Origin of the sequence: Pandoraea apista, assembly GCF_001465595.2 — a bacterium.
Taxonomy (GTDB): domain Bacteria; phylum Pseudomonadota; class Gammaproteobacteria; order Burkholderiales; family Burkholderiaceae; genus Pandoraea; species Pandoraea apista.
Genome location: NZ_CP013481.2, coordinates 5,204,388 through 5,225,986 on the forward strand (window position 1 = coordinate 5,204,388; position 21,599 = coordinate 5,225,986).

General features: G+C 63.2%; 21 protein-coding genes, 1 pseudogene and 1 riboswitch. Of the genes and pseudogenes, 9 read left to right on the forward strand and 13 right to left on the reverse strand.

The window, feature by feature from the left end; genetic code table 11:
• Nucleotides 1-207 precede the first annotated feature (207 nt).
• The 6 genes and pseudogenes from AT395_RS23565 (at nucleotide 208) to ureG (ending at nucleotide 5,108) form a co-directional block, all read left to right on the forward strand.
• Nucleotides 208-792 carry a HupE/UreJ family protein gene (locus AT395_RS23565; protein ID WP_048628521.1) on the forward strand — a complete coding sequence of 195 codons (585 nt, stop codon included), beginning with the start codon at nucleotides 208-210 and terminating at the stop codon, nucleotides 790-792.
• 29 nt (nucleotides 793-821) lie between these two features.
• Nucleotides 822-1,127 (forward strand): urease subunit beta, encoded by a 306-nt coding sequence (locus AT395_RS23570; RefSeq protein WP_042113993.1) that lies wholly within the window; start codon nucleotides 822-824, stop codon nucleotides 1,125-1,127.
• A complete protein-coding gene (gene ureC / locus AT395_RS23575) occupies nucleotides 1,124-2,824 on the forward strand; it encodes an urease subunit alpha (RefSeq protein ID WP_042113991.1) in 1,701 nt (566 codons plus the stop codon). Before AT395_RS23570 ends, ureC begins: the two co-directional genes overlap by 4 nt.
• A gap of 58 nt (nucleotides 2,825-2,882) precedes the next feature.
• Nucleotides 2,883-3,515: pseudogene (ureE, locus tag AT395_RS23580) on the forward strand (urease accessory protein UreE); the annotation flags it as partial.
• Nucleotides 3,516-3,663: 148 nt separating this feature from the next.
• Nucleotides 3,664-4,389, forward strand: a complete 726-nt coding sequence (locus AT395_RS23585; RefSeq protein WP_042113988.1) for an urease accessory protein UreF — start codon at nucleotides 3,664-3,666, stop codon at nucleotides 4,387-4,389.
• 80 nt (nucleotides 4,390-4,469) lie between these two features.
• Complete coding sequence (gene ureG / locus AT395_RS23590; protein WP_042113987.1) at nucleotides 4,470-5,108, forward strand: urease accessory protein UreG; 639 nt, start codon at nucleotides 4,470-4,472, stop codon at nucleotides 5,106-5,108.
• A gap of 47 nt (nucleotides 5,109-5,155) precedes the next feature.
• Here ureG and AT395_RS23595 read toward each other — a convergent pair whose 3' ends face one another.
• The 12 genes from AT395_RS23595 to AT395_RS23650 form a co-directional block, all read right to left on the reverse strand.
• Nucleotides 5,156-6,148, reverse strand: a complete 993-nt coding sequence (locus tag AT395_RS23595; protein ID WP_376738393.1) for a TraB/GumN family protein — start codon at nucleotides 6,146-6,148, stop codon at nucleotides 5,156-5,158.
• A gap of 5 nt (nucleotides 6,149-6,153) precedes the next feature.
• Nucleotides 6,154-7,200, reverse strand: a complete 1,047-nt coding sequence (locus tag AT395_RS23600; protein WP_042113985.1) for a peptide ABC transporter ATP-binding protein — start codon at nucleotides 7,198-7,200, stop codon at nucleotides 6,154-6,156.
• The gene (locus tag AT395_RS23605; protein WP_048628518.1) at nucleotides 7,197-8,201 is read right to left on the reverse strand and encodes an ABC transporter ATP-binding protein; all 1,005 of its coding nucleotides are present in this window, start codon (nucleotides 8,199-8,201) and stop codon (nucleotides 7,197-7,199) included. The genes AT395_RS23600 and AT395_RS23605 overlap by 4 nt, the downstream gene beginning before the upstream one ends.
• Nucleotides 8,198-9,118 (reverse strand): ABC transporter permease subunit, encoded by a 921-nt coding sequence (locus AT395_RS23610; RefSeq protein ID WP_042113982.1) that lies wholly within the window; start codon nucleotides 9,116-9,118, stop codon nucleotides 8,198-8,200. Before AT395_RS23610 ends, AT395_RS23605 begins: the two co-directional genes overlap by 4 nt.
• Before the next feature lie 12 nt (nucleotides 9,119-9,130).
• Nucleotides 9,131-10,135, reverse strand: a complete 1,005-nt coding sequence (locus AT395_RS23615; RefSeq protein WP_042113981.1) for an ABC transporter permease subunit — start codon at nucleotides 10,133-10,135, stop codon at nucleotides 9,131-9,133.
• Nucleotides 10,136-10,350: 215 nt separating this feature from the next.
• Nucleotides 10,351-11,991 (reverse strand): ABC transporter substrate-binding protein, encoded by a 1,641-nt coding sequence (locus AT395_RS23620; protein ID WP_042113980.1) that lies wholly within the window; start codon nucleotides 11,989-11,991, stop codon nucleotides 10,351-10,353.
• A 204-nt stretch (nucleotides 11,992-12,195) separates the two neighbouring features.
• Nucleotides 12,196-13,026, reverse strand: coding sequence for a methylenetetrahydrofolate reductase [NAD(P)H] (gene metF, locus AT395_RS23625; protein ID WP_042117700.1), 831 nt, complete (start codon nucleotides 13,024-13,026; stop codon nucleotides 12,196-12,198).
• A 26-nt stretch (nucleotides 13,027-13,052) separates the two neighbouring features.
• Entirely contained in the window at nucleotides 13,053-13,889 is an 837-nt protein-coding gene (locus AT395_RS23630; RefSeq protein WP_042113979.1) for a TlyA family RNA methyltransferase, read from the reverse strand.
• Between the two features lie 47 nt (nucleotides 13,890-13,936).
• On the reverse strand, nucleotides 13,937-14,296 hold the full coding sequence (locus tag AT395_RS23635; RefSeq protein WP_042113978.1) for a phage holin family protein: 360 nt from the start codon (nucleotides 14,294-14,296) through the stop codon (nucleotides 13,937-13,939).
• Between the two features lie 160 nt (nucleotides 14,297-14,456).
• A complete protein-coding gene (gene ahcY, locus AT395_RS23640; protein WP_048628516.1) occupies nucleotides 14,457-15,872 on the reverse strand; it encodes an adenosylhomocysteinase in 1,416 nt (471 codons plus the stop codon).
• A 35-nt stretch (nucleotides 15,873-15,907) separates the two neighbouring features.
• Nucleotides 15,908-16,034: riboswitch (S-adenosyl-L-homocysteine riboswitch) on the reverse strand.
• Between the two features lie 137 nt (nucleotides 16,035-16,171).
• The gene (locus tag AT395_RS23645) at nucleotides 16,172-16,855 is read right to left on the reverse strand and encodes an LrgB family protein (RefSeq protein ID WP_042117698.1); all 684 of its coding nucleotides are present in this window, start codon (nucleotides 16,853-16,855) and stop codon (nucleotides 16,172-16,174) included.
• Nucleotides 16,856-16,910: 55 nt separating this feature from the next.
• Entirely contained in the window at nucleotides 16,911-17,366 is a 456-nt protein-coding gene (locus AT395_RS23650) for a CidA/LrgA family protein (RefSeq protein WP_042113976.1), read from the reverse strand.
• A 196-nt stretch (nucleotides 17,367-17,562) separates the two neighbouring features.
• Here AT395_RS23650 and AT395_RS23655 point away from each other — a divergent pair, with 196 nt between their 5' ends.
• The 3 genes from AT395_RS23655 to AT395_RS23665 all read left to right on the forward strand — a co-directional run bounded on the left by AT395_RS23655 (nucleotide 17,563) and on the right by AT395_RS23665 (nucleotide 20,177).
• Entirely contained in the window at nucleotides 17,563-18,528 is a 966-nt protein-coding gene (locus tag AT395_RS23655) for a LysR family transcriptional regulator (protein ID WP_042113975.1), read from the forward strand.
• A gap of 66 nt (nucleotides 18,529-18,594) precedes the next feature.
• A complete protein-coding gene (locus tag AT395_RS23660) occupies nucleotides 18,595-19,428 on the forward strand; it encodes an exodeoxyribonuclease III (protein WP_042113973.1) in 834 nt (277 codons plus the stop codon).
• 11 nt (nucleotides 19,429-19,439) lie between these two features.
• Nucleotides 19,440-20,177, forward strand: coding sequence for a hypothetical protein (locus AT395_RS23665; RefSeq protein WP_125347448.1), 738 nt, complete (start codon nucleotides 19,440-19,442; stop codon nucleotides 20,175-20,177).
• An 18-nt stretch (nucleotides 20,178-20,195) separates the two neighbouring features.
• On the opposite strand, the gene AT395_RS23670 is transcribed toward AT395_RS23665, so the two are convergent.
• The gene (locus AT395_RS23670) at nucleotides 20,196-21,491 is read right to left on the reverse strand and encodes an AmpG family muropeptide MFS transporter (RefSeq protein WP_042113969.1); all 1,296 of its coding nucleotides are present in this window, start codon (nucleotides 21,489-21,491) and stop codon (nucleotides 20,196-20,198) included.
• Nucleotides 21,492-21,599 lie beyond the last annotated feature (108 nt).

Here is a 21,599-nt window from a genome sequence, read left to right on the forward strand (position 1 = left end):
GGGCACTCCCGGTTGCCCCCGATCGTCTGCGATCCGGTTTCGATTCATCTCCGTTTTTCGTCGTCGACAACAACACCCAAAGGACGTCTCATGTCAGTGGACCGCCTCCTCGATACTCATGATGCCGGCGAAGTGTCCGCCACTTCGCTAACGGCTTCCGCCCACGCCCGCCCTTGCGCTCATGCCACCGGCCGCACGCGTCGGCGCGTGGTTCGGGCCGCGACCGGCCTGGCGCTGCTCGCGGCTTCCGGCGTTGCGCTCGCGCACCCCGGCCATCCGGGTCACGACGCCGCCAGCAGCTTCGCCGCTGGCTTCCTGCATCCGCTGACCGGCGCCGATCACCTTTGCGCCATGATCGTCGTCGGGCTGTGGAGTTCGCTCACGTCCAGACGCGTCTGGCTTGCCCCGGTGGCTTTCGTCGCCATGCTTGCGGCGGGTGGCCTGCTCGGCATGTCGCACTGGTTTTCGCTACCGGGCGTGGAGCCGATGATTGCCGTCTCGCTCCTCGTGCTCGGCCTGATGCTCGCCACGCGCGCGAAGTTGCCGGGCTGGGCAGGTGCTGCCATCGTAGGCGCCTTCGCGGTCTTCCACGGCTTCGCTCACGGCGCGGAATTGCCGGACGAAGCGAGCGCATTGCACTACATGGCGGGCTTCCTGGTCGCGACCGGCATGCTGCACGGCATTGGCATTGCGGCGGGCGTTGCGTTGCGCCATCGCAGCGTGTGGGTCCCGCGTTTGCTGGGCGCCGGTGTGCTGGCGTACGGCGTGTCGCTGCTCGCTGCGGCGGCCTGAGTCCCCGTCACGCCTTTTCGGAGACGCGCATGATTCCCGGAGAACTGCTGCCCGCCGCAGGTGAGATCACGCTGAACGAGGGTCGTCCGACCGTCAGTGTGACCGTCGCCAACACCGGCGACCGTCCGATCCAGATCGGTTCGCACTTCCACTTCTATGAAGTCAACGACGCCTTGCAATTCGACCGCGAGGCGGCGCGCGGCTTTCGTCTGAACATTGCGGCCGGCACGGCAGTCCGCTTCGAGCCGGGGCAGCAACGGACAGTCGAGCTGGTCGCGTTGGCAGGTGATCGCCGCGTCTTCGGTTTCGCCGGTCGTGTCATGGGGGCGCTATGAAAATTTCACGCCGCGCTTATGCGGAAATGTTCGGCCCGACGACGGGCGATCGCCTGCGGCTAGCCGATACCGAACTCATCATCGAGATCGAGCGCGATTACACAATCTACGGCGAAGAAGTGAAGTTTGGCGGCGGCAAAGTCATTCGCGACGGCATGGGCCAATCGCAACGCACGCGCGCCGATGTGGTCGACACCGTCATCACCAACGCCGTCATCGTCGATCACTGGGGCATCGTCAAAGCCGACATCGGACTCAAGGACGGCCGCATCTGGGGCATCGGCAAGGCCGGCAACCCGGATATCCAGCCCGGCGTCACCATTCCGCTGGGTGGGGCGACGGAAGTGATCGCGGGCGAGGGGATGATCGTTACGGCCGGTGGCATCGACTCGCATATCCACTTCATCTGCCCGCAGCAGATCGAAGAGGCGCTCTCGTCCGGCGTGACCACGTTGCTCGGTGGCGGCACCGGTCCCGCAACCGGTACGAACGCCACCACTTGCACCCCCGGGCCGTGGCACCTGGAGCGCATGCTGCAAGCCGCCGACGGCTGGCCGATCAATCTCGGTTTTCTTGGCAAGGGCAACGTCAGCCAACCCGCGCCGCTGCTCGAACAGATCGAAGCGGGCGCCATCGGTCTGAAGTTGCACGAGGACTGGGGCTCCACGCCGGCCGCCATCGACGCGTGCCTGTCCGTCGCCGATGCGACCGACACCCAGGTCGCGATTCACACCGACACGCTCAACGAAGGCGGCTTCGTCGAAGCAACTGTCGCGGCCATCAACGGGCGCACGATCCACACGTATCACACCGAAGGCGCCGGCGGCGGTCATGCGCCCGACATCCTGAAAGTGTGCGGTGAGCCGAACGTGCTGCCGTCGTCCACCAACCCGACGCGCCCGTACACCATCAACACGCTCGACGAGCATCTCGACATGCTGATGGTCTGCCACCACCTCGATCCGGCCATCGCCGAGGACATTGCCTTTGCCGAATCGCGCATCCGGCGCGAGACGATTGCGGCCGAAGACATCCTGCACGACCTCGGCGCGCTGTCGATGATCTCCTCGGATTCACAGGCGATGGGACGCGTGGGTGAAGTCGTCATGCGCACGTGGCAGACCGCGCACAAGATGAAGGTGCAGCGCGGTGCGCTGGGTACCGACACGGCGCAGGCCGATAACTTCCGCGTAAAACGCTACGTGGCCAAGTACACGATCAACCCGGCGATCACCCATGGCATGGCTCATGAAATCGGCTCGATCGAAGTGGGCAAGTGGGCCGATCTGGTACTGTGGGAACCGGCCTTCTTCGGCGTGAAACCCACCCTGATTCTCAAGGGCGGCATGATTACGACGGCGCTCATGGGCGACCCGAATGCGTCAATCCCGACGCCTCAGCCGGTGCACTATCGGGAGATGTTCGGAGCACGCGCCGGGGCAATGGCGCGCACGTCTCTCACGTTCGTGTCGCAAGCGGCGTACGATGGCGACGTGGCCGGCCGTTATGGGCTGTCCAAGCGCGTCGTGCCGGTGCGCGATATCCGGCAGGTGACCAAGGCCAACATGATCAACAACGACTGGTTGCCGCATATCAGCGTCGACCCCGAGACCTATCAGGTCATCGCGGACGGTCAGTTGCTGACGTGCGAACCTGCGACCGTGCTGCCGATGGCGCAACGTTACTTCCTTTTCTGACCCCATGTCGCAAGATTCCGAATCCCCCTCAACCTCCGACTACGCCTTATCGTCGACGCTGCGCCGCGTTGAGAAACGCCTCGAAGCCGGACGCATTGCCGCACCGCTGGCACAGCGCGCTCCGGCACTCGTGCTGCCGTTCGACGCGCGCAGCAAAAGCCGCCTGCGCGCCACGCTGACGACCGGAGAAGAGGTTGCCCTGTTCCTGCCACGAGGCACGGTGCTGCGTGGCGGCGATGTACTCGTGGCCAACGACGGCGGCCTCATTCGCGTGGAAGCCGCCGCCGAGACGGTGCTGCTCGTGAGCGCCGCCACGGCACTTGCGCTCACGCGTGCGGCATATCACCTCGGCAACCGGCATACGCCGGTGGAAGTCGGCGACGGTTATCTCAAGCTCGAATACGATCCGGTGCTGCGCGACATGCTGCTACGGCTTGATGTCGACGTTGCCGAGGCGCTCATGCCCTTTGAACCCGAAGCGGGGGCTTATGGCGGCGGACACAAGCATGGTCACGATGCGACGTTCGCCGAGGACTTTGCCCTCGCTCAGCAAGTGTTCCACGAGCATCATGGGCACTCGCACGATGACAGCCATGGTCACGGGCATTTGCATTCACATGACGATGACCATGACCATGCCCCCGGTCACGTTCACGGCCCGGGGTGCAATCACGATCACGCCCCGAGTCACGTGCATGGGCCCGATTGCGCTCACTCGCACGTTCACGAGGATCATCACGGCCATCTTCATATGCACGGCCCCGACTGCGGGCATGACCATTCCCGCGCCCCGGACGGCACCGCTGCCGGCGCCGCGCCCATCCCTGTGAGTCCGACCGATGACGGCAAGTCTGGCCAGTCCTCTCACTGAACCCGTTGCCGCTGCGTCGCTGCAATCGCTCGCAGCGCTGCTTCATCTCGCCTCGCCGGCGCTGCCCATCGGTGCGTTCAGCTATTCGCAGGGCCTTGAGGCCGCCGTCGAGCACGGCATCATTCACGACGCCCCAAGCGCCGAGCGCTGGATCGCCAGCCAGCTCGACGGGGTCTTCACGACCGGCGAGATGGCGCTACTTGCCCGGCAGTGGCGTTACTGGCAAGCGGGCGACGTCGCCGCGCTCACCCGCGTGAACGATTGGCTGCTTGCCACACGCGAGGCGGCTGAGTTGCGCGCGGAAACTGAACAGATGGGCTGGTCGCTCACGCAACTCGCGCTCTCGCTCGAATGGGGCGAGCCGGCACAGCGAGCGCACCTGGCTGCGTTACGTCCGATTGCGCTGCCGACGGCATTCGCGTTCGCGGCACTCACGCATGGCGCACCGCTGGCCGACATGCTCGTGGCTTACGCGTTCAGTTGGCTCGAGAACCAGGTCGCCGGTGCGCTCAAAGCGGTTCCACTCGGCCAACTGGCCGCGCAACGTGTGATCGTCTCGCTACGTCCCCGCGTCGTCGACGCGGCCCATCGGGCGGCGTCGTTGCCCGACGACCAGATCAATACGTTTTCCCCGATGCTCGCGATACTCGCGTCGCGCCACGAGACACAGTATTCACGGCTGTTCCGTTCGTGAAATGCGATGCGTCGCGTCTTCTTGTTTTGTCACCTCGCTACTCAGCGATTTCGTTTTTTCCGCCACCCACGACATTCGCCATGACGACTTCTGCCAACGCCCGTCGTACCAAGAAGAATCCGCCGCTGCGTGTCGGCATCGGAGGCCCGGTCGGCTCCGGCAAAACCACCCTGACCGAAATGCTCTGCAAAGCCATGCGCGAGCGCTACGATCTCGTGGTGATCACCAACGACATCTACACCAAGGAAGACCAGCGCCTGCTGACAGTCGCGGGCGCCCTGGAGCCCGAGCGTATTCTGGGTGTCGAGACGGGTGGCTGCCCGCATACGGCCATTCGTGAAGATGCGTCGATCAATCTGGAAGCCGTCGAGCGCATGCTCGAACGGTTTCCGGACGCCGATGTGGTCTTCATCGAATCGGGCGGTGACAATCTTGCCGCCACATTCAGCCCCGAGCTCTCCGATCTCACCATCTACGTGATCGATGTGGCTGGCGGTGAGAAAATCCCTCGCAAGGGGGGGCCGGGCATTACCAAGTCGGACCTCCTCGTCATCAACAAGACCGATCTCGCCCCCTATGTCGGGGCGTCGCTCGACATCATGCGCTCGGATACACAGAAGATGCGCGGCATGCGTCCTTTCGTCATGGGGAACATGAAGGAAGGCAAGGGCCTTCAGGAGATCATCCGCTTTATCGAGGCGCGAGGAATGCTGGCTTGAGGTGATGCGCGCATTGAACGTCCCGGCTTTCCGATGCGCGCATCAGGCTATCGCTGCGTCACCGAAAATCCATGCTCGCGCAGCAGTTGCAATACCCCGTGCGGCCCACCAAGGTGCAACGTGCCGATGGCAACGAACACCGGCTTGCCCGGGTCCGCCAAAAAGAGCATGCGCGCCAGAAAACGCCGATTGCGCGAATATAGAATGCGCTCGTCGATAGCATCGGCGAGCGCTACGTTGCGCCGCACTTGCGCCGACTTGCTCTGCGACCAGTCGAACACCAGCTCGGCGTCTCCCGCGCGCCACAGACGGTGCAGCTCCTCGACCTGCGCCGTCGCCGTCTTGGGGGTAAGCACCAACTCCTGCGCCAGTAGCTCGTTCTGCTGCGCCGAGGTCAGGCCGGTGAACGCGTCCATCTGTTCCGCAAGCGACTCAAGGCCGACGATACGTCCGCGATAGATGTTCTCAAGCTGATTCTCGGTGCCGTACTCCGTTTGCAGATCGGCCCCCATCGAGTCCAGCGTTTCGACGAGCAGCGCCGCCAGCCATGGCCGCATGTGACGGATCTCGGCCAGCATCGCCGGATTGCCTTTCAGACGGTCGCGCAACTTGCGCCATAACGGCGCCGGAATCATCTTCGGCAAACAGGCACGCGTGCACATGCCGTACTTCTGCACGTCGTCCTGCGACATCGTCAGATCGTCAGGCGAAAGCTCGAACGCCACTACCTTCGATACGCGCAGCGCATCGACCACAACTTTGCGGAACGGATAGTCGTCGGGCTTGCCGACGTGCAGGGTGCCCATCACGTAGATGGTCATGTCGCCCTTGCGGGCTTCGTAGAACGGGAGATTGGCGCCCGGCGGCGACTCGCCGGGCTCGGGCACCACCAGCGGCAACGTGCGCGGCGTGACGGCACGCGGCGTCACGGTCGAGGCTGCGTCCAGCGTGACGGCGAGCGTCATCAGCAGACAGCCAAGCAGCCAGCCGGTCAATGCAACGCCCCGGCGCACCTGCGTCGCGCGTGGTGGTCCACCCAATCTCGTTATCCCTCAATGTCTTCAACCCGATGGCACGCCACCAGACGCCCTTCGAGCTTGCGCAATTGTGGTACTTCCTCGCGGCAATGGTCGACGGCATACGGACAGCGCGGCGCAAACGCACACCCCGGCGGCGGGCGCAACGGCGATGGCAGCTCGCCGATCAGCGGAATTTTCACGCGCCGCTCGGAGGGCTTGATCGCCGGTGTCGCCGACATCAGCGCCTTGGTGTACGGATGTAGCGGCTTGCCGAACACGGCGGCCTTGGGACCGTGTTCGACCGCGCGGCCGAGATACATCACCATGACGTCGTCGGCCACATGCTCGACCACGGCGAGATTATGCGACACGAACACGTAACTCGTCGCGTATCGGTCCTGCAAATCCATGAAAAGATTCAGGATCTGTGCCTGAATTGAGACATCCAGGGCCGAAACGGGCTCGTCGGCGACCACGATAGCAGGCGACATGATCATCGCCCGGGCAATCGCCACCCGCTGCCGCTGCCCGCCCGAGAACATATGCGGATAACGGGCCACGTGCTCCGGACGCAACCCTACCGTGCGCATCATCTCGGCAATCTTCTCGCCGCGCTCCGCGCGGCTGAGCGACGTATTGATCGCCAGCGGCTCGTCGAGCGCCTGCCCCACGGTCTTGCGTGGGTTGAGCGACGCATACGGGTTCTGGAACACCATCTGAATGCGCGTGCGCAGCGGCGCCAGATCGCCCGCCGACGCCCCCGTGGTCTCGGTGGCATCAATGGCGAGTCTGCCGGACGTCGGCGGTTCGATCAATGTCAGCACTCTGGCCAGCGTCGATTTGCCGCACCCGGACTCCCCCACCACGGCGAGCGTGCGGCCGGCCGACAACTCGAACGACACCCCGTTGAGTGCCTTGACCGTGGCCTGCCCGCGCATCAAGCCGCGGTTCACCGTGTAGAAACGCGTCAGCGCTTGCGCAGTCAGCACCAACGGACCGCTGCCGCGCTCGCTGCCACCCGGCACAGGCGTTTGCGGCGCTCCCGGAGGCGTCGCGAAAACGGTTTCACTCATTGCGCTCCTCCCGTCGTCTGTACGCCCGCCACCGTATGCGGCAGCGGCTTGAAGCATCGCACCAGCGGCGTGCCGATGGCCTGAGGCCCCGTATAGGGCTCGAGCGGGGGCGGCGCCGTACGGCAGTGGTCGTCGGCATAGGGACAACGCGGCGAGAGCAGACAGCCTGCCGGACGGTCGTCCCGCCCGGGTACCACACCCGGCAACGTGTGCAAACGGCGCACCCCGCGGTTGTGTTCGGGAATGGCGGAGAGCAAGGCCTCCGTGTACGGATGATGCGGCGCGTCGAACAGCGCCGGCACCTGCTGAACTTCGATCACCTGCCCCGCATACATGACGGCCACCCGGTGCGCGACCTCGGCCACCACAGCCAGATCGTGCGAAATGAGCACCAGCGCCATGCCGTAATCCTTTTGCAGTTGCAGCAGCAAGGCCATGATCTGCGCCTGAATCGTGACGTCGAGCGCAGTCGTCGGTTCATCGGCAATCAACAGCTTCGGGCGGCAGGCAATCGCCATTGCGATCATCACGCGCTGGTTCATCCCGCCGGATAGCTGGTGCGGGTAAGCGCCTAGCCGGTTGGCGGCGTCGGGAATCTCGACTTGCTCGAGCAGTTCGACAACGCGATCCTTCAACGCCTTGCCGCGCAATCCCATGTGACGCCGCAACACTTCGCCGATCTGGTAGCCAACGGTGTAGCTCGGGTTCAGGCTGGTGAGTGCGTCCTGAAAGATCATCGACACGTCGCGCCCGACAATACTTCGCCGCTCGCGCGCCGAGGCATTGAGCAGGTCGCGCCCGTCGAAGCGCACTTCGTCGGCCCGCACGCGGCCCGGCGCGTCGATGAGCCCCATGAGCGCGAGCATGGTCACACTCTTGCCGGAGCCGGATTCGCCGACCACGCCGAGAATCTCGCCCTGGCCAACGGTCATGTCGATGGCGTCGACAGCGCGCGCGCCGTCGAAGTCGACCGATAGATTTCGAATGGAGAGCAGACTCATGCGATTCGCTTCAGTTTGGGGTCGAGTGCATCGCGCAGGCCGTCGCCGACCAGATTGATCGCGAGCACCGAGATGACGATCGCAAGGCCCGGCAGCGTAACGATCCACCAGGCACTTTCCATATAGTCGCGTGCCGACGCGAGCATCGAGCCCCATTCGGCGAGCGGCGGTTGCACGCCCAGACCGAGAAAGCCGAGGGCGGCTGCGTCGAGAATCGCCACCGAGAAACTCAGCGTCGCCTGCACGATGAGCGGCGCCGCACAGTTCGGCAGCACCGTCGAGAACATCAGCCGCAGCGTGCCCGCCCCCGCCATGCGCGAGGCCACGACATACTCGCGCTGCAACTCGCCAATGGCCGCCGCTCGTGTCAAACGCACATAGGCAGGCAAGGTCACGATAGCGATAGCGATGGTCGTATTGGCAAGTCCCGGGCCGATCACGGCCACCACGGCCACGGCCAGCAGCAGCGACGGCAGCGCCATCATCATGTCCATCAGGCGCATGATCGGCGTGTCGAGCCAGCGCGGGAAGAAGGCCGCGAGCAAGCCGAGCAGAATGCCCGGAATCAGCGAAAGCACAACCGACGACAAACCGATCCAGAACGACAGGCGCGCACCGAAAATCAGACGCGAAAGAATATCGCGCCCAGCCTCATCCGTGCCCAGCAGGAACCGGGCGTTGCCGCCCTCGAACCACGCGGGCGGAATCTTCACGAAATCGCGATATTGCTCGATGGGGCTGTGCGGCGCGATCAGCGGCGCGAAAATCGCCGCCGCGAACATCAACAACAGCACGATGGCCGCGGCCGTCGCGCCGCGGTTGGCGGTAAAGCTGCGCAGAAACTCCCGAACCAGACGCGCGCGAGGCGTGGCCGTCACAGTCGCGGGAGGCGGCAGCGTAGCAGGCGTGTCACTCATCGTTGACCTCCTTCAGTGCCGAATGCGCGGGTTGACGACGCCATAGAGCACGTCGACCAGCAAGTTGACCAGAATCACGCCCGTCGCGATGAGCAGAATGCCGCCCTGCACCACCGGATAGTCGCGTCGCAGAATGGCATCGATCAGCCATTTACCGATCCCGGGCCACGAGAACACGTTCTCGGTCAGCACCGCCCCGGCAAGCAATGTGCCGACTTGCAGACCGATCACGGTAATGACGGGAATCAGCGCGTTGCGCAGCGCATGCACCACGATCACACGCCACGGCGAGAGACCCTTCGCGCGTGCCGTGCGAATGTAGTCCTCGCGAAGGACTTCGAGCATGGCCGAGCGTGTCATGCGGGCAATCACCGCGAGCGGCACGGTGCCGAGCACGATGGTCGGCAGGATCAGATGACTCACCGCCGAGCTGAAAGCGCCCTGATCTCCGGAGAGCAGCGTGTCGATCAGCATGAAGCCGGTGACCACCGGCACGTCGTACTCCACGCCGATACGTCCGGACACCGGGGTCCATTGCAGGTCGACGGAGAACAGCATGATGAGCAGCAGCCCCCACCAGAAAATCGGCATGGAGTAGCCGGTGAGCGCCGCCCCCATCGTGGTGTGATCGAGCATCTTGCCGCGCCTGAGCGAGGCGGCAACGCCTGCCGGCAATCCGACCACGAGCGCGAAGATCATCGCGCAGAGGGCGAGTTCCAGCGTTGCGGGAAAGCGCGAGAAGAACTCGTGAAGCACACCCTCGTTGGTCACGATCGAGCGCCCGAGATCCCCCTGCGCTGCGTGCTTCAGATAGACGAAATATTGCGTGGTGAGCGGCTGGTCGAGTCCAAGCCGCTTCATCGCCTCCGCGTGCATGACCGGATCGAGGTTCCGCTCGCCCACGAGCACTTCGATCGGATCGCCGGGAATAAGGTGAATGAGCGCGAACGCCAGGATAGTGATGCCGATGAAAGTCGGGATCACCATGCCCAGTCGTCTCAGGACGAATCTCAGCATAGGAGGGTTCCGTGGGGGCTTCGCGCACCGCCCGGCCCCGGCGCAGGGACGGATGGCGCTGTGCCGCGTTAGTCAGTTCGTAGACGATCTTTTGTCTTGGTGCGGCAGGCAGATCCGGGCGCGGCGGCCGGGTCTGCCTGCTTGATACCCAAAACTTGCTTTTGGCCGGCGTCGGCCGGCACCGGCCGACGCTGCTGCCATGTCGCGGGCTTCGATCAATCCAGCGACACGCCGGCGAAGCTATTGCGGCTGAACGGGCTGAGCTTGAAGCCCTTCACGTTCGTGGCCATCGGCTTGTACTGCGTGGAGTGTGCGATGGGCGAGAACGGCAGTTGCTGGGAGAAGATCTCCTGCGCTTGCGTGTACAGCTTCGTACGCGCGGCGACGTCCGTGGTCTGACGTGCCTGCTTGATGAGATCGTCGAACGGCTTGTAGCACCACTTCGAGAAGTTGTTGCCGTTCATCGAGTCGCAGCCGAGCAGCACACCGAGCCAGTTGTCCGGATCGCCGTTGTCGCCGGTCCAGCCAATAAGCATCGCATCGTGTTCGCCCGCCTTGGCGCGCTTGATGTACTCGCCCCACTCGTAAGTGACGATGTTGGCCTTCACGCCGATCTTGGCCCAGTCGGCCTGAATCATTTCGGCCATGAGCTTGCCGTTCGGGTTATACGGGCGTTGCACCGGCATTGCCCACAGGGTGATCTCGATGTTCTTCACACCGGCCTTGTCGAGCAACGCGCGGGCCTTCTCGGGATCGTAGCTGGCCGACTTGATGTTCTTGTCGTATGACCATTGCGTCGGCGGCATCGGCGCGCCGTTCGACAACTGCCCTGCCGAGCCGTAGACGGACTGAAGAATCGCCTTCTTGTTGATCGCCATGTCGAGTGCCTGACGCACTTCCACACGATCGAGCGGCTTCTTCTGCACGTTGTACGCCACGTAGCCGAGGTTGAAGCCGACCTGATCCGGCATCTTCAGCTTCGAGGCCTTGCCCTGTGCCGAGATTTCGGCCTTGAGCGCGTCGACGTCAGCCGGACGCGGGTAGGTCGCGACCTGGCATTCGTTGCGCTTGAGCTTCTGGATACGAACGTTCGCATCGGTCGTGATCGCGAAGATCAGCTTGCCCACCTTCGGCGGCAGATTCGCGTTCCAGTAGTCCTTGTTGCCGTCGAGGCGCAGCGTGGCGTCCTTCGTATAGCTGCGGAAGATGAACGGCCCCGTGCCAACCGGCTTGAGTGCGATATCGCGCGGGTTGTTCGCCGCGAGCAGCTTGTCCGCGTATTCCTTCGACAGGATCGACGCGAACGACATCGCCAGATTCTGGATGAACGGCGCATCGACCTTCTTCAGCACGAAACGCACGGTGTACGGGTCGACGACCTCGATGCGGTCGATGTCCGCCTGAAGCCCCATGTCGACGAAATACGGAAACTCGGCCGGATAGGCCTTGCGGAACGGCATCTCACGATCGCCCATGCGATCGAAAGTGAACTTCACATCCTCGGCGTTGAAATCACGCGTGGGGGTGAAGTATTCGGTCGTATGAAACTTGACACCCTTGCGCAGGTGGAAGGTGTAGATCTTGTTGTCCGGCGAGATATCCCACTTCTCCGCAAGCGACGGCATCACACCGGTTTCGCCCGGTACGAAGGCGATGAGGCGGTTGTAGATGGCGTCGGCGGGATCGAAATCGGTGCCTGTGGTGAGTTGCCCCGGATCGAAGCCGGCGGGACTGCCCTCGGAGCAATACACGAGGGTCTTGTTCGGGAGCTCGACTGCTGCCGCGGGCGGGATCACGGTTGCACCGGCAAGCAAGGTCGCAGCCAAAAGCAAACGCAGGGTGTGAGTCTGTTTCATAGGCTCCTCGGGATATGAGATGACGCCCGGCGACGATCGGCCGCCGAGCCCACGAGGGATATTACTTAAGCTTACCTCGCCTCACAACACGCCAAATCCCTAGCAAACCGCCTATTTGTGGTGTTTTTGATTAGGAAATTGCTTAATTATGATCAGGATTGACTTCCAACCCGCCCACCCGCTAGTCAGCGATTGCGCGGCGCCTTACAGACCGAGGCGCTGCCACATCGCTTTGGTCGCCGAAGCAGCGTTGAGCGTGTAGAAATGCAATCCGGGCGCGCCGCCCGCGAGCAGGCGCTCGCACAGCGCCGTCACCACGTCGAGCCCGAAGGCGCGGATCGCCTCGCGGTCGTCGCCGAAGCCTTCGAGACGCTTGGCCACCCAGCGCGGCACTTCGGCGCCGCACATCTCCGAGAACCGCATCATCTGCGAATAGTTCGTGATGGGCATGATGCCGGGCACGATCGGCACCGTCACACCGAGACGCTGTACGTCTTCGACGAAGCGGAAATACGCGTCGGCGTTGAAGAAGTACTGCGTGATCGCGGCGTCTGCTCCGGCCTTCACCTTGTTGGCAAAGTGCTCGAGATCCAGACGCGGCGACTTCGCCTGCGGGTGGTATTCCGGATAGGCCGCCACTTCGATATGAAACCAGTCGCCGGTCTCGGCACGAATGAACTCGACCAGTTCCGAGGCATAGCGGAACTCGCCGATCTCGCCCATCCCCGACGGCATGTCGCCACGCAGCGCCACGATATGGCGGATGCCGTTATCGCGGTAGGTCTTCAGAATGTCGCGGATGTTCTCTTTGGTCGAGCCGACGCACGAGAGGTGCGGTGCGGCTTCCACGCCTTCGCGCTGGATTTCGATGACCGTATCCAGCGTACCCCGCTGCGTCGAGCCGCCGGCGCCGAACGTCACCGAGACGAACTTGGGGCCAAGGGGAAACAGTTGCTGGCGCGTGGCGCGCAGCTTTTCCGCGCCGTCGGCGGTCTTGGGCGGGAAGAATTCGAAACTGAAGGAAGGCTTCGTCATGATGGTCTTGTTTTCGAGAGAGCCACTCATGCCGCGCGTCTGGCGTGCACGAAGAACTCCCGGTTGCCGTCACCCCCGGCGATAGGGCTGTCGAGCCACGCGGCTACGGTCAGCGCCAGCGCTTCGCAGGCGGTGCGGATCTTTGTCTCCACTTGCGCGTATTGCGCGGCATCTTTCACGAGGCCGCCGCGACCAATGTGCTCGCGCCCCACTTCGAACTGCGGCTTCACCAGCATCAGCAGATCGCCCGTCGCCGCCAGCAAAGGGGCCAGCGCCGGCAGTATCAGCGTGAGCGAGATGAACGACACATCGCCGACGATCAGGTCGAAGCCCGCTTCCGGCACGGCGGTCAAGGCCGCGACGGGAGTATCTCGTGCGGCGTCATCGGTGCACTGCGTCAAACGTTCGTCGAGCATCTCGCGCGACAGGTGACGTGCGTTGATGCCTTCTAGCGAGACGAGGCGCGGCTCGGTCGCCAGACGTTGGTTCAGTTGCCCATGCCCGACATCCACGCCAACGACCCGCGCAACGCCCGCCTGCAAGAGGCAGTCGGCAAAGCCGCCGGTCGACAGGCCCACGTCGAGGGCGATGCGCCCCGTGACATCGAGCCCGGTCTGCGCCAGCGCGCCAGCCAGCTTCAACCCGCCGCGCGACACGTAGCGGTCCTCGCCGGGCAAACCGTCCGCCGCCGCACGCACTTCGAGGTCTTCGTCGTCCGCCACAACCTGACTGGCCTTTTTCAGCGCCGTTTCGGTGCCGGCGAAATATACGCGCCCGGCATCGATGAGACGTTGAGCGGCGGTGCGCGATGCTGCCAGCCCCCGGGAGACGAGGGCCTGATCGGCACGAAGAGCTTGCGACATGACTACCGGTTTCCTGCAAAGAACCGTCGACGGCGAGGCGTCGACACTTACACGTTAGTGGCGCGTTCGCCGCCGAACACCAGCGCCGACAGAATCCACGAAATCAGGCTATACAGCAGCGAGCCGAACAGCGCCGCCCAGAATCCCGAAACTTCAAAACCCTTGACGACATGCGCGGCCAGCCAGAACAGCAAGGCGTTGATCACGAAGATGAACAAGCCCAGCGAGAGCACCGTGACCGGCAGCGTGAGCACAACGAGCAGCGGCCGCAGGAACGCGTTGATCAGGCCGAGCACGACCGCAACGATCAGTGCCGTGCCGATACCCTTGAGCTGAATGCCCGACACGATGTACGGCAGGACGAGAAGCGCAATGGCGTTGATAAGCCAAATCAGCAGCAGACGCATGGCAAGCTCCGGAGAACAGGCCGGTGCGGGATCGACAGTCCCGCACCGGCGGTAGCGAAAAGTGAACGCGGCGCCAGTCGAAGCCACCACGTTGACCCGTTCACCTTACCGGCACAGCGCACCCCTGGGCGCCCTGTACCGGCTCGGTGGATCGGGGAAATCAATAGCGATAGTGGGCCGGCTTGAACGGACCGTTCTTGTCGACACTGATGTACTTCGCCTGATCATCGGTGAGCACCGTGAGTTCGGCACCGATACGGCCCAGGTGCAGACGCGCCACCTTCTCGTCCAGATGCTTCGGCAGCACGTACACGCTGTTCTTGTACTTGGCGCCGTGAACGAACAGTTCGATCTGTGCGAGCGTCTGGTTGGTGAACGAGTTGCTCATCACGAACGACGGGTGGCCCGTGGCGCAGCCCAGGTTCACGAGGCGACCTTCCGCCAGCAGGATGATGCGCTTTCCGTCCGGGAAGATGATGTGATCGACCTGCGGCTTGATGTTTTCCCACTGGTACTTGCGGGTCGACGCCACGTTGATTTCCGAGTCGAAGTGACCGATGTTGCACACGATGGCCTGGTGCTTCATCGCGGCCATGTGGTCATGATCGATCACGTGGAAGTTGCCCGTGGCCGTCACGAAGATGTCGGCCTTGTCGGCAGCGTACTCCATCGTCACGACACGGTAGCCTTCCATGGCGGCTTGCAGTGCGCAGATCGGATCAATTTCCGTGACCCACACCGTGGCGCCCAGACCGCGCAGGCTTTGCGCACAGCCCTTGCCCACGTCGCCGTAACCGGCCACGAGCGCGATCTTGCCGGCGATCATCACGTCGGTCGCGCGCTTGATACCGTCGACCAGCGACTCACGGCAGCCGTACAGGTTGTCGAACTTCGACTTGGTGACCGAGTCGTTCACATTGATGGCCGGGAACGGCAGCGTGCCGTCCTTTTCCATCTGATACAGACGATGCACGCCCGTGGTAGTCTCTTCGGTCACGCCCTTGATTTGCGACAGGCGCTTGCTATACCACTGCGGATCGATCTCGATATGGCGCTTGATGGCGGCGTACAGTGCGACTTCTTCTTCGTTGGTCGGATTGGCGACCACGGACAGATCCTTCTCGGCCTTGCTGCCCAGGATCAGCAGCAGCGTGGCGTCGCCCCCGTCGTCGAGAATCATGTTGGCGAACTCGCCGTTCGGCCATTCGAAGATGCGGTGGCTGTATTCCCAGTACTCGTCGAGCGATTCGCCCTTGAAGGCGAACACGGGAATGCCGGCGGCAGCGATGGCCGCAGCGGCGTGGTCTTGCGTCGAGAAGATGTTGCACGAGGCCCAGCGCACTTCTGCACCGAGGGCCACGAGCGTTTCGATGAGCACGCCCGTCTGAATGGTCATGTGCAGCGAACCGGCGATGCGTGCGCCCTTGAGCGGCTGGCTGGCCTTGAACTCGGCACGCGTGGCCATCAGACCCGGCATTTCGCTCTCGGCGATGGTCAGTTCCTTGCGGCCCCAGCCGGCAAGGTTGATATCGGCAACGTGGAAATCGGAGAATTTCGAATCGACTACGGCGTTCATCACGCCTCCTTTTCTCTAAATAAAGACTAGATAGTGGGACGTGAGCGCCGTTCTGGAGGCTCACACGCCATGCTACCCGTATCGATAACGGCGGCCGGCGCGGCCAATAGGAAGGATCTTGAGCCTGGCAGCACGATGGCTGTCGCAACGCTCCTCAAGAATCTCGGCATTGTAGCAAAACTGATACGCGCCGTCGGGGCGCAAGCGTCGCTTGAAGGGTTATTTTTTGCGAGGCAGATGACAGCCGTGAGCCTCGCGTGCGACGCAACCCCGTCGCATGCGGTCAGGCTGTCGAGATGTCAGATCGGCAGATGCGCGAGCAGGGGCGCGGCGAACACCATCAAAATGCCGTTGATCATCATGACGAGGCTGGCCACGACGCCTTCTTCGCTACCGATCTGGCGCGCCTTGGCAGTGCCGAAGCCGTGGGCGCCCGCCCCGAACGGCGCGCCGCGCGCCATGCGGGTGCGCAACGGCAGCCACGAGAGCAACGCCTCGCCGAGCAGCATGCCGATGAACCCGGTGATGATGACGAAGAGTCCCACCAGATCGCGTGAACCGCCCACCTGATCGGATACGGCCAGAGCAAACGGCGTCGAGATCGACCGCGCGAGCAGGCTGCGCGCCATCTCGGGCGGCAACTCGAACAACCGGGCGAGCACGAAAGAGCTGCCCACAGCCACGACCATGGCGACCAGCACGCCGACGATCAACGCAAACGCGTGCCGGCGAATGATGTCGCGATGCTCGTAGATCGGCACGGCAAACGCGATCGTCGTCGGGCCGAGCAGCCAGACCAGCCAGCGCGAGTCGGAGATGTACGTCGTGTAGGAAATGTCGCCACCGATCATCACGACGATGAGCAGGACCGGCGCCAGAATTGCCGGGCCGAGCCACACCTTGCCGAAACGCGCGTAAAGGCGCTTCGACACGTAATAGAACACGACGGTGAGAACGAGCAGCAAGAGCGCCGTATGATTCATGGCAAGACCCGGCAAGCGCTGAACAGACTGGTAATGGGGACGGCCGGCTCGCGCATCAACGGGCGTCGTGCGCAGGTGTGCGGCGAGCCGGAATACGAACGAGCGCGCGCTTCATATGACGCTCCGCGCGGCAGGCGAGATCGACTGCCAGCGCCGTCGACACCATCACGAGCACCGTGCCAACGCCAATCACGGCCAGCAATTGCAGCCCTTCGTGACGCAGCAGATCGGTGTATTGCATGACGGCCGCGACCATCGGCACGAAGAAGAGGATCATTTCGGCGAGAAACCAGTCGGCGCCCCGCTTGATCTTCTCCGTCTTCAGCACGCCGCTCATGAGCAGCGCCACCACGGCGAGCAAACCGAGTACGCCGCCCGGCAGCGGCAAATGAAAATGACGCGATGCAGCATCGGCCACAAGGTAGATACCGGTAAGCAGCGCAATTTGCCAGACCACATCGACAATGCGCTTGCTGCGGCTATACAGACGGCTGGCAATCATCTTGGTCATGGCGGGCTCCCGGGTTTGGCTTCAATATGAAGGGCAGTATAGGAAGCAGCGCAACATAAATATAATGAATTAGTATCATAAAATAGATTCCAAATTGGAATAATTTAAGTATTAACCCTAATCGTGCATGAGAAAGCCTGATGGGACGGGGCTTTCCGAGAATTTGCACTAATTTGGTGCAATTGAGAGAACCAAAATGGAACTGCGCGCGTTGCGGGGATTTGTGGAAGTTGTGCGACAGCAGAGCTTCACGGCGGCGGCCGAAGCACTGTTCGTCACCCAGCCGACCGTGAGCAAAATGGTCAAGGCGCTGGAAGACGAGCTGGGCACGCCGCTGATGTTGCGCGAAGAGCGCGGCATGGGCCGCCGGCTTCAACTGACCGACGCGGGGCGCGTCGTCTTCGAGCGCGGACAGGACGTGCTGGCCGCTTACGCCCGGCTACAGCAGGAGCTGGCCGATCTCGAGACAGTCGCACGCGGCGAGCTGTCGATTGGCATTCCGCCGCTCGGCGGCGATCTGTTCATTCCGGTGATCGGTGCGTTTCACCAGCACTATCCGGATATCGAGATGAAGCTCTTCGAGACCGGCTCGCGCGCCATTGAGCAGGCACTGCTGGCGGGCGATATCGAACTGGGGGCGGTGCTGTTGCCGGTCGACCCCACGATTCTCGATGTGCTGCCGGTGTGTCATTACCAGCTGCGCCTGATCGCCCCGCGCGAGTCCCGCTGGGAGGGACGCGCCTCTGTCGGTCTGGGCGAGTTGCGCGACGAGCCATTCGTCTTTTACGGCGAAGGGTTTGCGCTGTCCGAGTTCGTGATTGCCGCGTGCCGCCGCGCAGGCTTCACGCCAAAGATCGCGGGACGCTCCAGCCAATGGGACTTCATTGCGTCGATGGTGGACAACGGCGTGGGCATCGCCTTGCTGCCGGAGCCCTTCTGTGCACGCCTCGATCCGAAGCGCTTCGTCATGACCGACGTGCGCGACCCGGAAATTCCGTGGGATCTGGCCATGGCATGGCGGCGCGACTCGTATCTGTCGCATGCGGCACGACGCTGGCTCGCGCTTGCCCGCGACATTCTCGGCCCCGGCGGTGACGGCGACGCTCAGGCGGCCATCGCGGGTGGCGCTCGCCGCACCCGAGGGGCTGAGCCTTCCCAATAACACCCGTACCGTCACGGCAACAGGTGGCGAGGCCGGCATCATCCGACACCGCATCGCGATTGCGGTATGCTTGCCGCTGACATTTTCCTCCCCCTTTTGCCGCGCGAGCGCGGCGCATCGACACTCATGCGCATCATTACCGCGAATCTCAACGGCGTGCGATCGGCCGCCAAGAAGGGCTTTTTCGAGTGGTTCGGCAAGCAGGAAGCCGACATTCTCTGTGTGCAGGAAATCAAGGCGCAGTTGCCCGACATGACGCCGGACTTCCTCACGCCGCACGACTATCAGGGCTATTTCCATTACGCGGAAAAGAAGGGCTACAGCGGCGCCGGCGTGTACGTGCGACGCGAGCCCGACGACATTCTCATCGGTTGGGGTAACGCCGAGTTCGACGCCGAAGGCCGTTACGTCGAAGTACGCTACGGCAATCTGTCGGTGATCTCCGTGTACATCCCGTCGGGATCGAGTGGCGAGGAACGTCAGGCCGCCAAGTTCCGCTTCATGGCCGACTTCATGCCGCACCTGCTGGCCCTCAAGGCGGCCGGACGCGAGGTGATCCTGTGCGGCGACGTGAACATCGCGCACAAGGAAATCGACATCAAGAACTGGAAAGGCAACCTGAAGAACTCGGGATTCCTGCCCGAAGAGCGCGCATGGCTCACGCAGTTGTTCGACGAACACGGCTATGTCGACGTCTTCCGCACACTCGACCCGCGTGCCGATCAGTACACATGGTGGAGCAACCGCGGTCAGGCTTACGCGAAGAACGTCGGCTGGCGCATTGACTATCAGATCGCCACACAAGGCATCGCCGGCAAAGCCAAGGCCACCTCGGTGTTCCGCGACATCAAATTCAGCGATCACGCCCCCCTGACCGTCGACTACGATCACGCGCTATAACGTATCGCACGATGAAAACACTTTTGTTTTGCACCAGCTACATGAAGGATGCCGACGCGTGGCAGCAGCGGTATCAGCGCTGGCTCGACTACTACCGGAACGGGCCGATCCACGCCGACAAGATCCTCATGATCGATGACGGCTCGCCGTATCTGCCGCCGGCCGACATTGTGAAAACGCTACCGGCAAACGGCGATCTTTCGGCACACGAACCTGTGCATGGCATTGTGCGATTCGAGAAGAATCTGGGGCGACAGAGCATGAGCCGGTATCCCGGCTGGTGGCGCAGTTTCCTTCACTCGGTGAGCATTGCGCGCGCCATCGGGGCGGAGAAGATCGTTCACATCGAATCCGATGCCTACACGCTGAGCCAGTCGCTCGCCGATTTCATCAACAACACGCACACCGGCTGGCATGTCATGTGGGCGCAGCGTTACGCGATGCCGGAGACGGCCATCCAGATCATCGGTCAGGATCAATTCGCGGCGCTTGAGACGCTCCGGGATACGTACCCGAATCTGGATTTCCCGGACATCGCGGAGCGCCTGCTGCCATTTACCTCGGTAAACCGGCACTTCAAGGGCGATCGGTACAGCGAATTCAAACGCAACCGCGGCATCTTCCGCTCGAGGAAATTCAACTTTCTCCCGATCTTCCAGTGGGACTTCTTCTGGGAGCCGATTCCGCCCGACGCCGACTTCGCCACTCAGGTCGTCACGCGCCAGAAGGTCGCCTTTCGCGGCGTCTGAGCCGCATCGCCACACCCCTCAGCGTGATCCGTTCGTCGCGGGCACGCCATCGCCACCATCGTCGTCTGCCCCCCAGGGAGCGACCTTCGGCAGCAGCAGCATGCCGGGCAGCGCAAGTGCCGTGCAGATAAGAAAGAACGTGAGCCAACCCACACCGTCCACGATATAGCCGGTGCCTGCGTTGGCAAACGTGCGCGGCACGGAGGCCAGACTCGTGAACAGCGCGAACTGCGTCGCCGTATAGCGCGGGTCGGTCGTGCGGGCGATGTAAGCGGTGAACGCCGCAGTGCCCAACCCTGCCGTGAAGGCTTCGAAAGCGATCACCAAGCCGAGCCCCGTCACCACCGGACCGGCCTCCGCCAGCCACGCGAAGCCGAGTACCGACACCAGTTGGAGTACACCGAAGACCCAGAGCCCGCGGTTGATGCCGAGCTTGATCAACCAGACTCCGCCGATAATGCCGCCCGCCACGCTGGCCCACAGGCTCGTCGCCTTGGCGACAACGCCGATTTGTGTCTTCGTGAATCCCAGATCGAGATAGAACGACGTGGCCAGCGACGTCGCCATCGAATCGCCGAGCTTATAGAGGAAGATGAACGCGAGCACGAGCAGCGCCTGAGACCAGCCGCCGCGCGTAACGAACTCGTGAAACGGCTCGACCACGGCCTCACGCAGTGTCTTCGGCGGCGTGCCGCGAATCTCCGGTTCCTTGACGACGAGCGTCATCACGATACCCGGCAGCATGAACGCCGCCGTGACGAAGAACACCTGCGACCACGGCAGATGATCGGCCATGATGAGCGCGAGCGACCCCGGCACGAGGCCGGCCACTTTGTAGGCGTTCACGTGCATGGCGGTACCCAGCCCCTGCTCGCGATCGGAGAGCAACTCGCGTCGATAGGCATCCAGACAGATATCGAGACTCGCACTGAAAAACGCCAGCGCCGCCGCGAGCGCGGCAATCGTCATCAGATCACGCTGCGGCGAATACGTCCCCATGAGCGCCACCGCGCCGGCCACGAGCAATTGCGTCACGAACATCCAGCCACGGCGTCGCCCCGGCTTCCATCCAAAAACGTTGGGCGCAAAGCGATCCATGAGCGGCGCCCACAGAAACTTCCACGTGTACGGAAACTGGATCAGGGCGAACAGGCCGATCGCCTTGAGATCCACATGCTCGCTGCGCAGCCATGCCTGCACGAGGTTGAGCAGGATGAACAACGGCAAGCCGGAGGTAAAGCCGAGGATCACGCAGATGAGCATCCGCGTGGGGTGAAAGACGCGCCCGTCGTCGGGCGGCAGCGAATCGGTCATGGAAAGGACAGTGGAGGCCAGCCGCCTGCGGTGCGCGGCACCCGGCCCCCGGCGTGTCTTCAGCCGTCAGGGGCCCGGCGCTTCGCTGCCCCGTTAGCTGCCGTCGGT

What these genes read in the sequence shown, in the direction of transcription:
- AT395_RS23670 (WP_042113969.1), bottom strand. Translation starts at nt 21,491, where the DNA reads ATGACCGATTCGCTGCCGCCCGACGACGGGCGCGTCTTTCACCCCACG.
- AT395_RS23635 (WP_042113978.1), bottom strand. Translation starts at nt 14,296, where the DNA reads ATGCGTCTGCTGCTGATTTGGCTTATCAACGCCATTGCGCTTCTCGTC.
- ahcY (WP_048628516.1), bottom strand. Translation starts at nt 15,872, where the DNA reads ATGAACGCCGTAGTCGATTCGAAATTCTCCGATTTCCACGTTGCCGAT.
- metF (WP_042117700.1), bottom strand. Translation starts at nt 13,026, where the DNA reads ATGACGAAGCCTTCCTTCAGTTTCGAATTCTTCCCGCCCAAGACCGCC.
- AT395_RS23610 (WP_042113982.1), bottom strand. Translation starts at nt 9,118, where the DNA reads ATGAGTGACACGCCTGCTACGCTGCCGCCTCCCGCGACTGTGACGGCC.
- AT395_RS23630 (WP_042113979.1), bottom strand. Translation starts at nt 13,889, where the DNA reads ATGTCGCAAGCTCTTCGTGCCGATCAGGCCCTCGTCTCCCGGGGGCTG.
- AT395_RS23660 (WP_042113973.1), top strand. Translation starts at nt 18,595, where the DNA reads ATGCTTGCCGCTGACATTTTCCTCCCCCTTTTGCCGCGCGAGCGCGGC.
- AT395_RS23645 (WP_042117698.1), bottom strand. Translation starts at nt 16,855, where the DNA reads ATGAATCATACGGCGCTCTTGCTGCTCGTTCTCACCGTCGTGTTCTAT.
- AT395_RS23585 (WP_042113988.1), top strand. Translation starts at nt 3,664, where the DNA reads ATGACGGCAAGTCTGGCCAGTCCTCTCACTGAACCCGTTGCCGCTGCG.
- AT395_RS23650 (WP_042113976.1), bottom strand. Translation starts at nt 17,366, where the DNA reads ATGACCAAGATGATTGCCAGCCGTCTGTATAGCCGCAGCAAGCGCATT.
- AT395_RS23570 (WP_042113993.1), top strand. Translation starts at nt 822, where the DNA reads ATGATTCCCGGAGAACTGCTGCCCGCCGCAGGTGAGATCACGCTGAAC.
- AT395_RS23620 (WP_042113980.1), bottom strand. Translation starts at nt 11,991, where the DNA reads ATGAAACAGACTCACACCCTGCGTTTGCTTTTGGCTGCGACCTTGCTT.
- AT395_RS23665 (WP_125347448.1), top strand. Translation starts at nt 19,440, where the DNA reads ATGAAAACACTTTTGTTTTGCACCAGCTACATGAAGGATGCCGACGCG.
- ureC (WP_042113991.1), top strand. Translation starts at nt 1,124, where the DNA reads ATGAAAATTTCACGCCGCGCTTATGCGGAAATGTTCGGCCCGACGACG.
- AT395_RS23615 (WP_042113981.1), bottom strand. Translation starts at nt 10,135, where the DNA reads ATGCTGAGATTCGTCCTGAGACGACTGGGCATGGTGATCCCGACTTTC.
- AT395_RS23600 (WP_042113985.1), bottom strand. Translation starts at nt 7,200, where the DNA reads ATGAGTGAAACCGTTTTCGCGACGCCTCCGGGAGCGCCGCAAACGCCT.
- AT395_RS23655 (WP_042113975.1), top strand. Translation starts at nt 17,563, where the DNA reads ATGGAACTGCGCGCGTTGCGGGGATTTGTGGAAGTTGTGCGACAGCAG.
- AT395_RS23605 (WP_048628518.1), bottom strand. Translation starts at nt 8,201, where the DNA reads ATGAGTCTGCTCTCCATTCGAAATCTATCGGTCGACTTCGACGGCGCG.
- ureG (WP_042113987.1), top strand. Translation starts at nt 4,470, where the DNA reads ATGACGACTTCTGCCAACGCCCGTCGTACCAAGAAGAATCCGCCGCTG.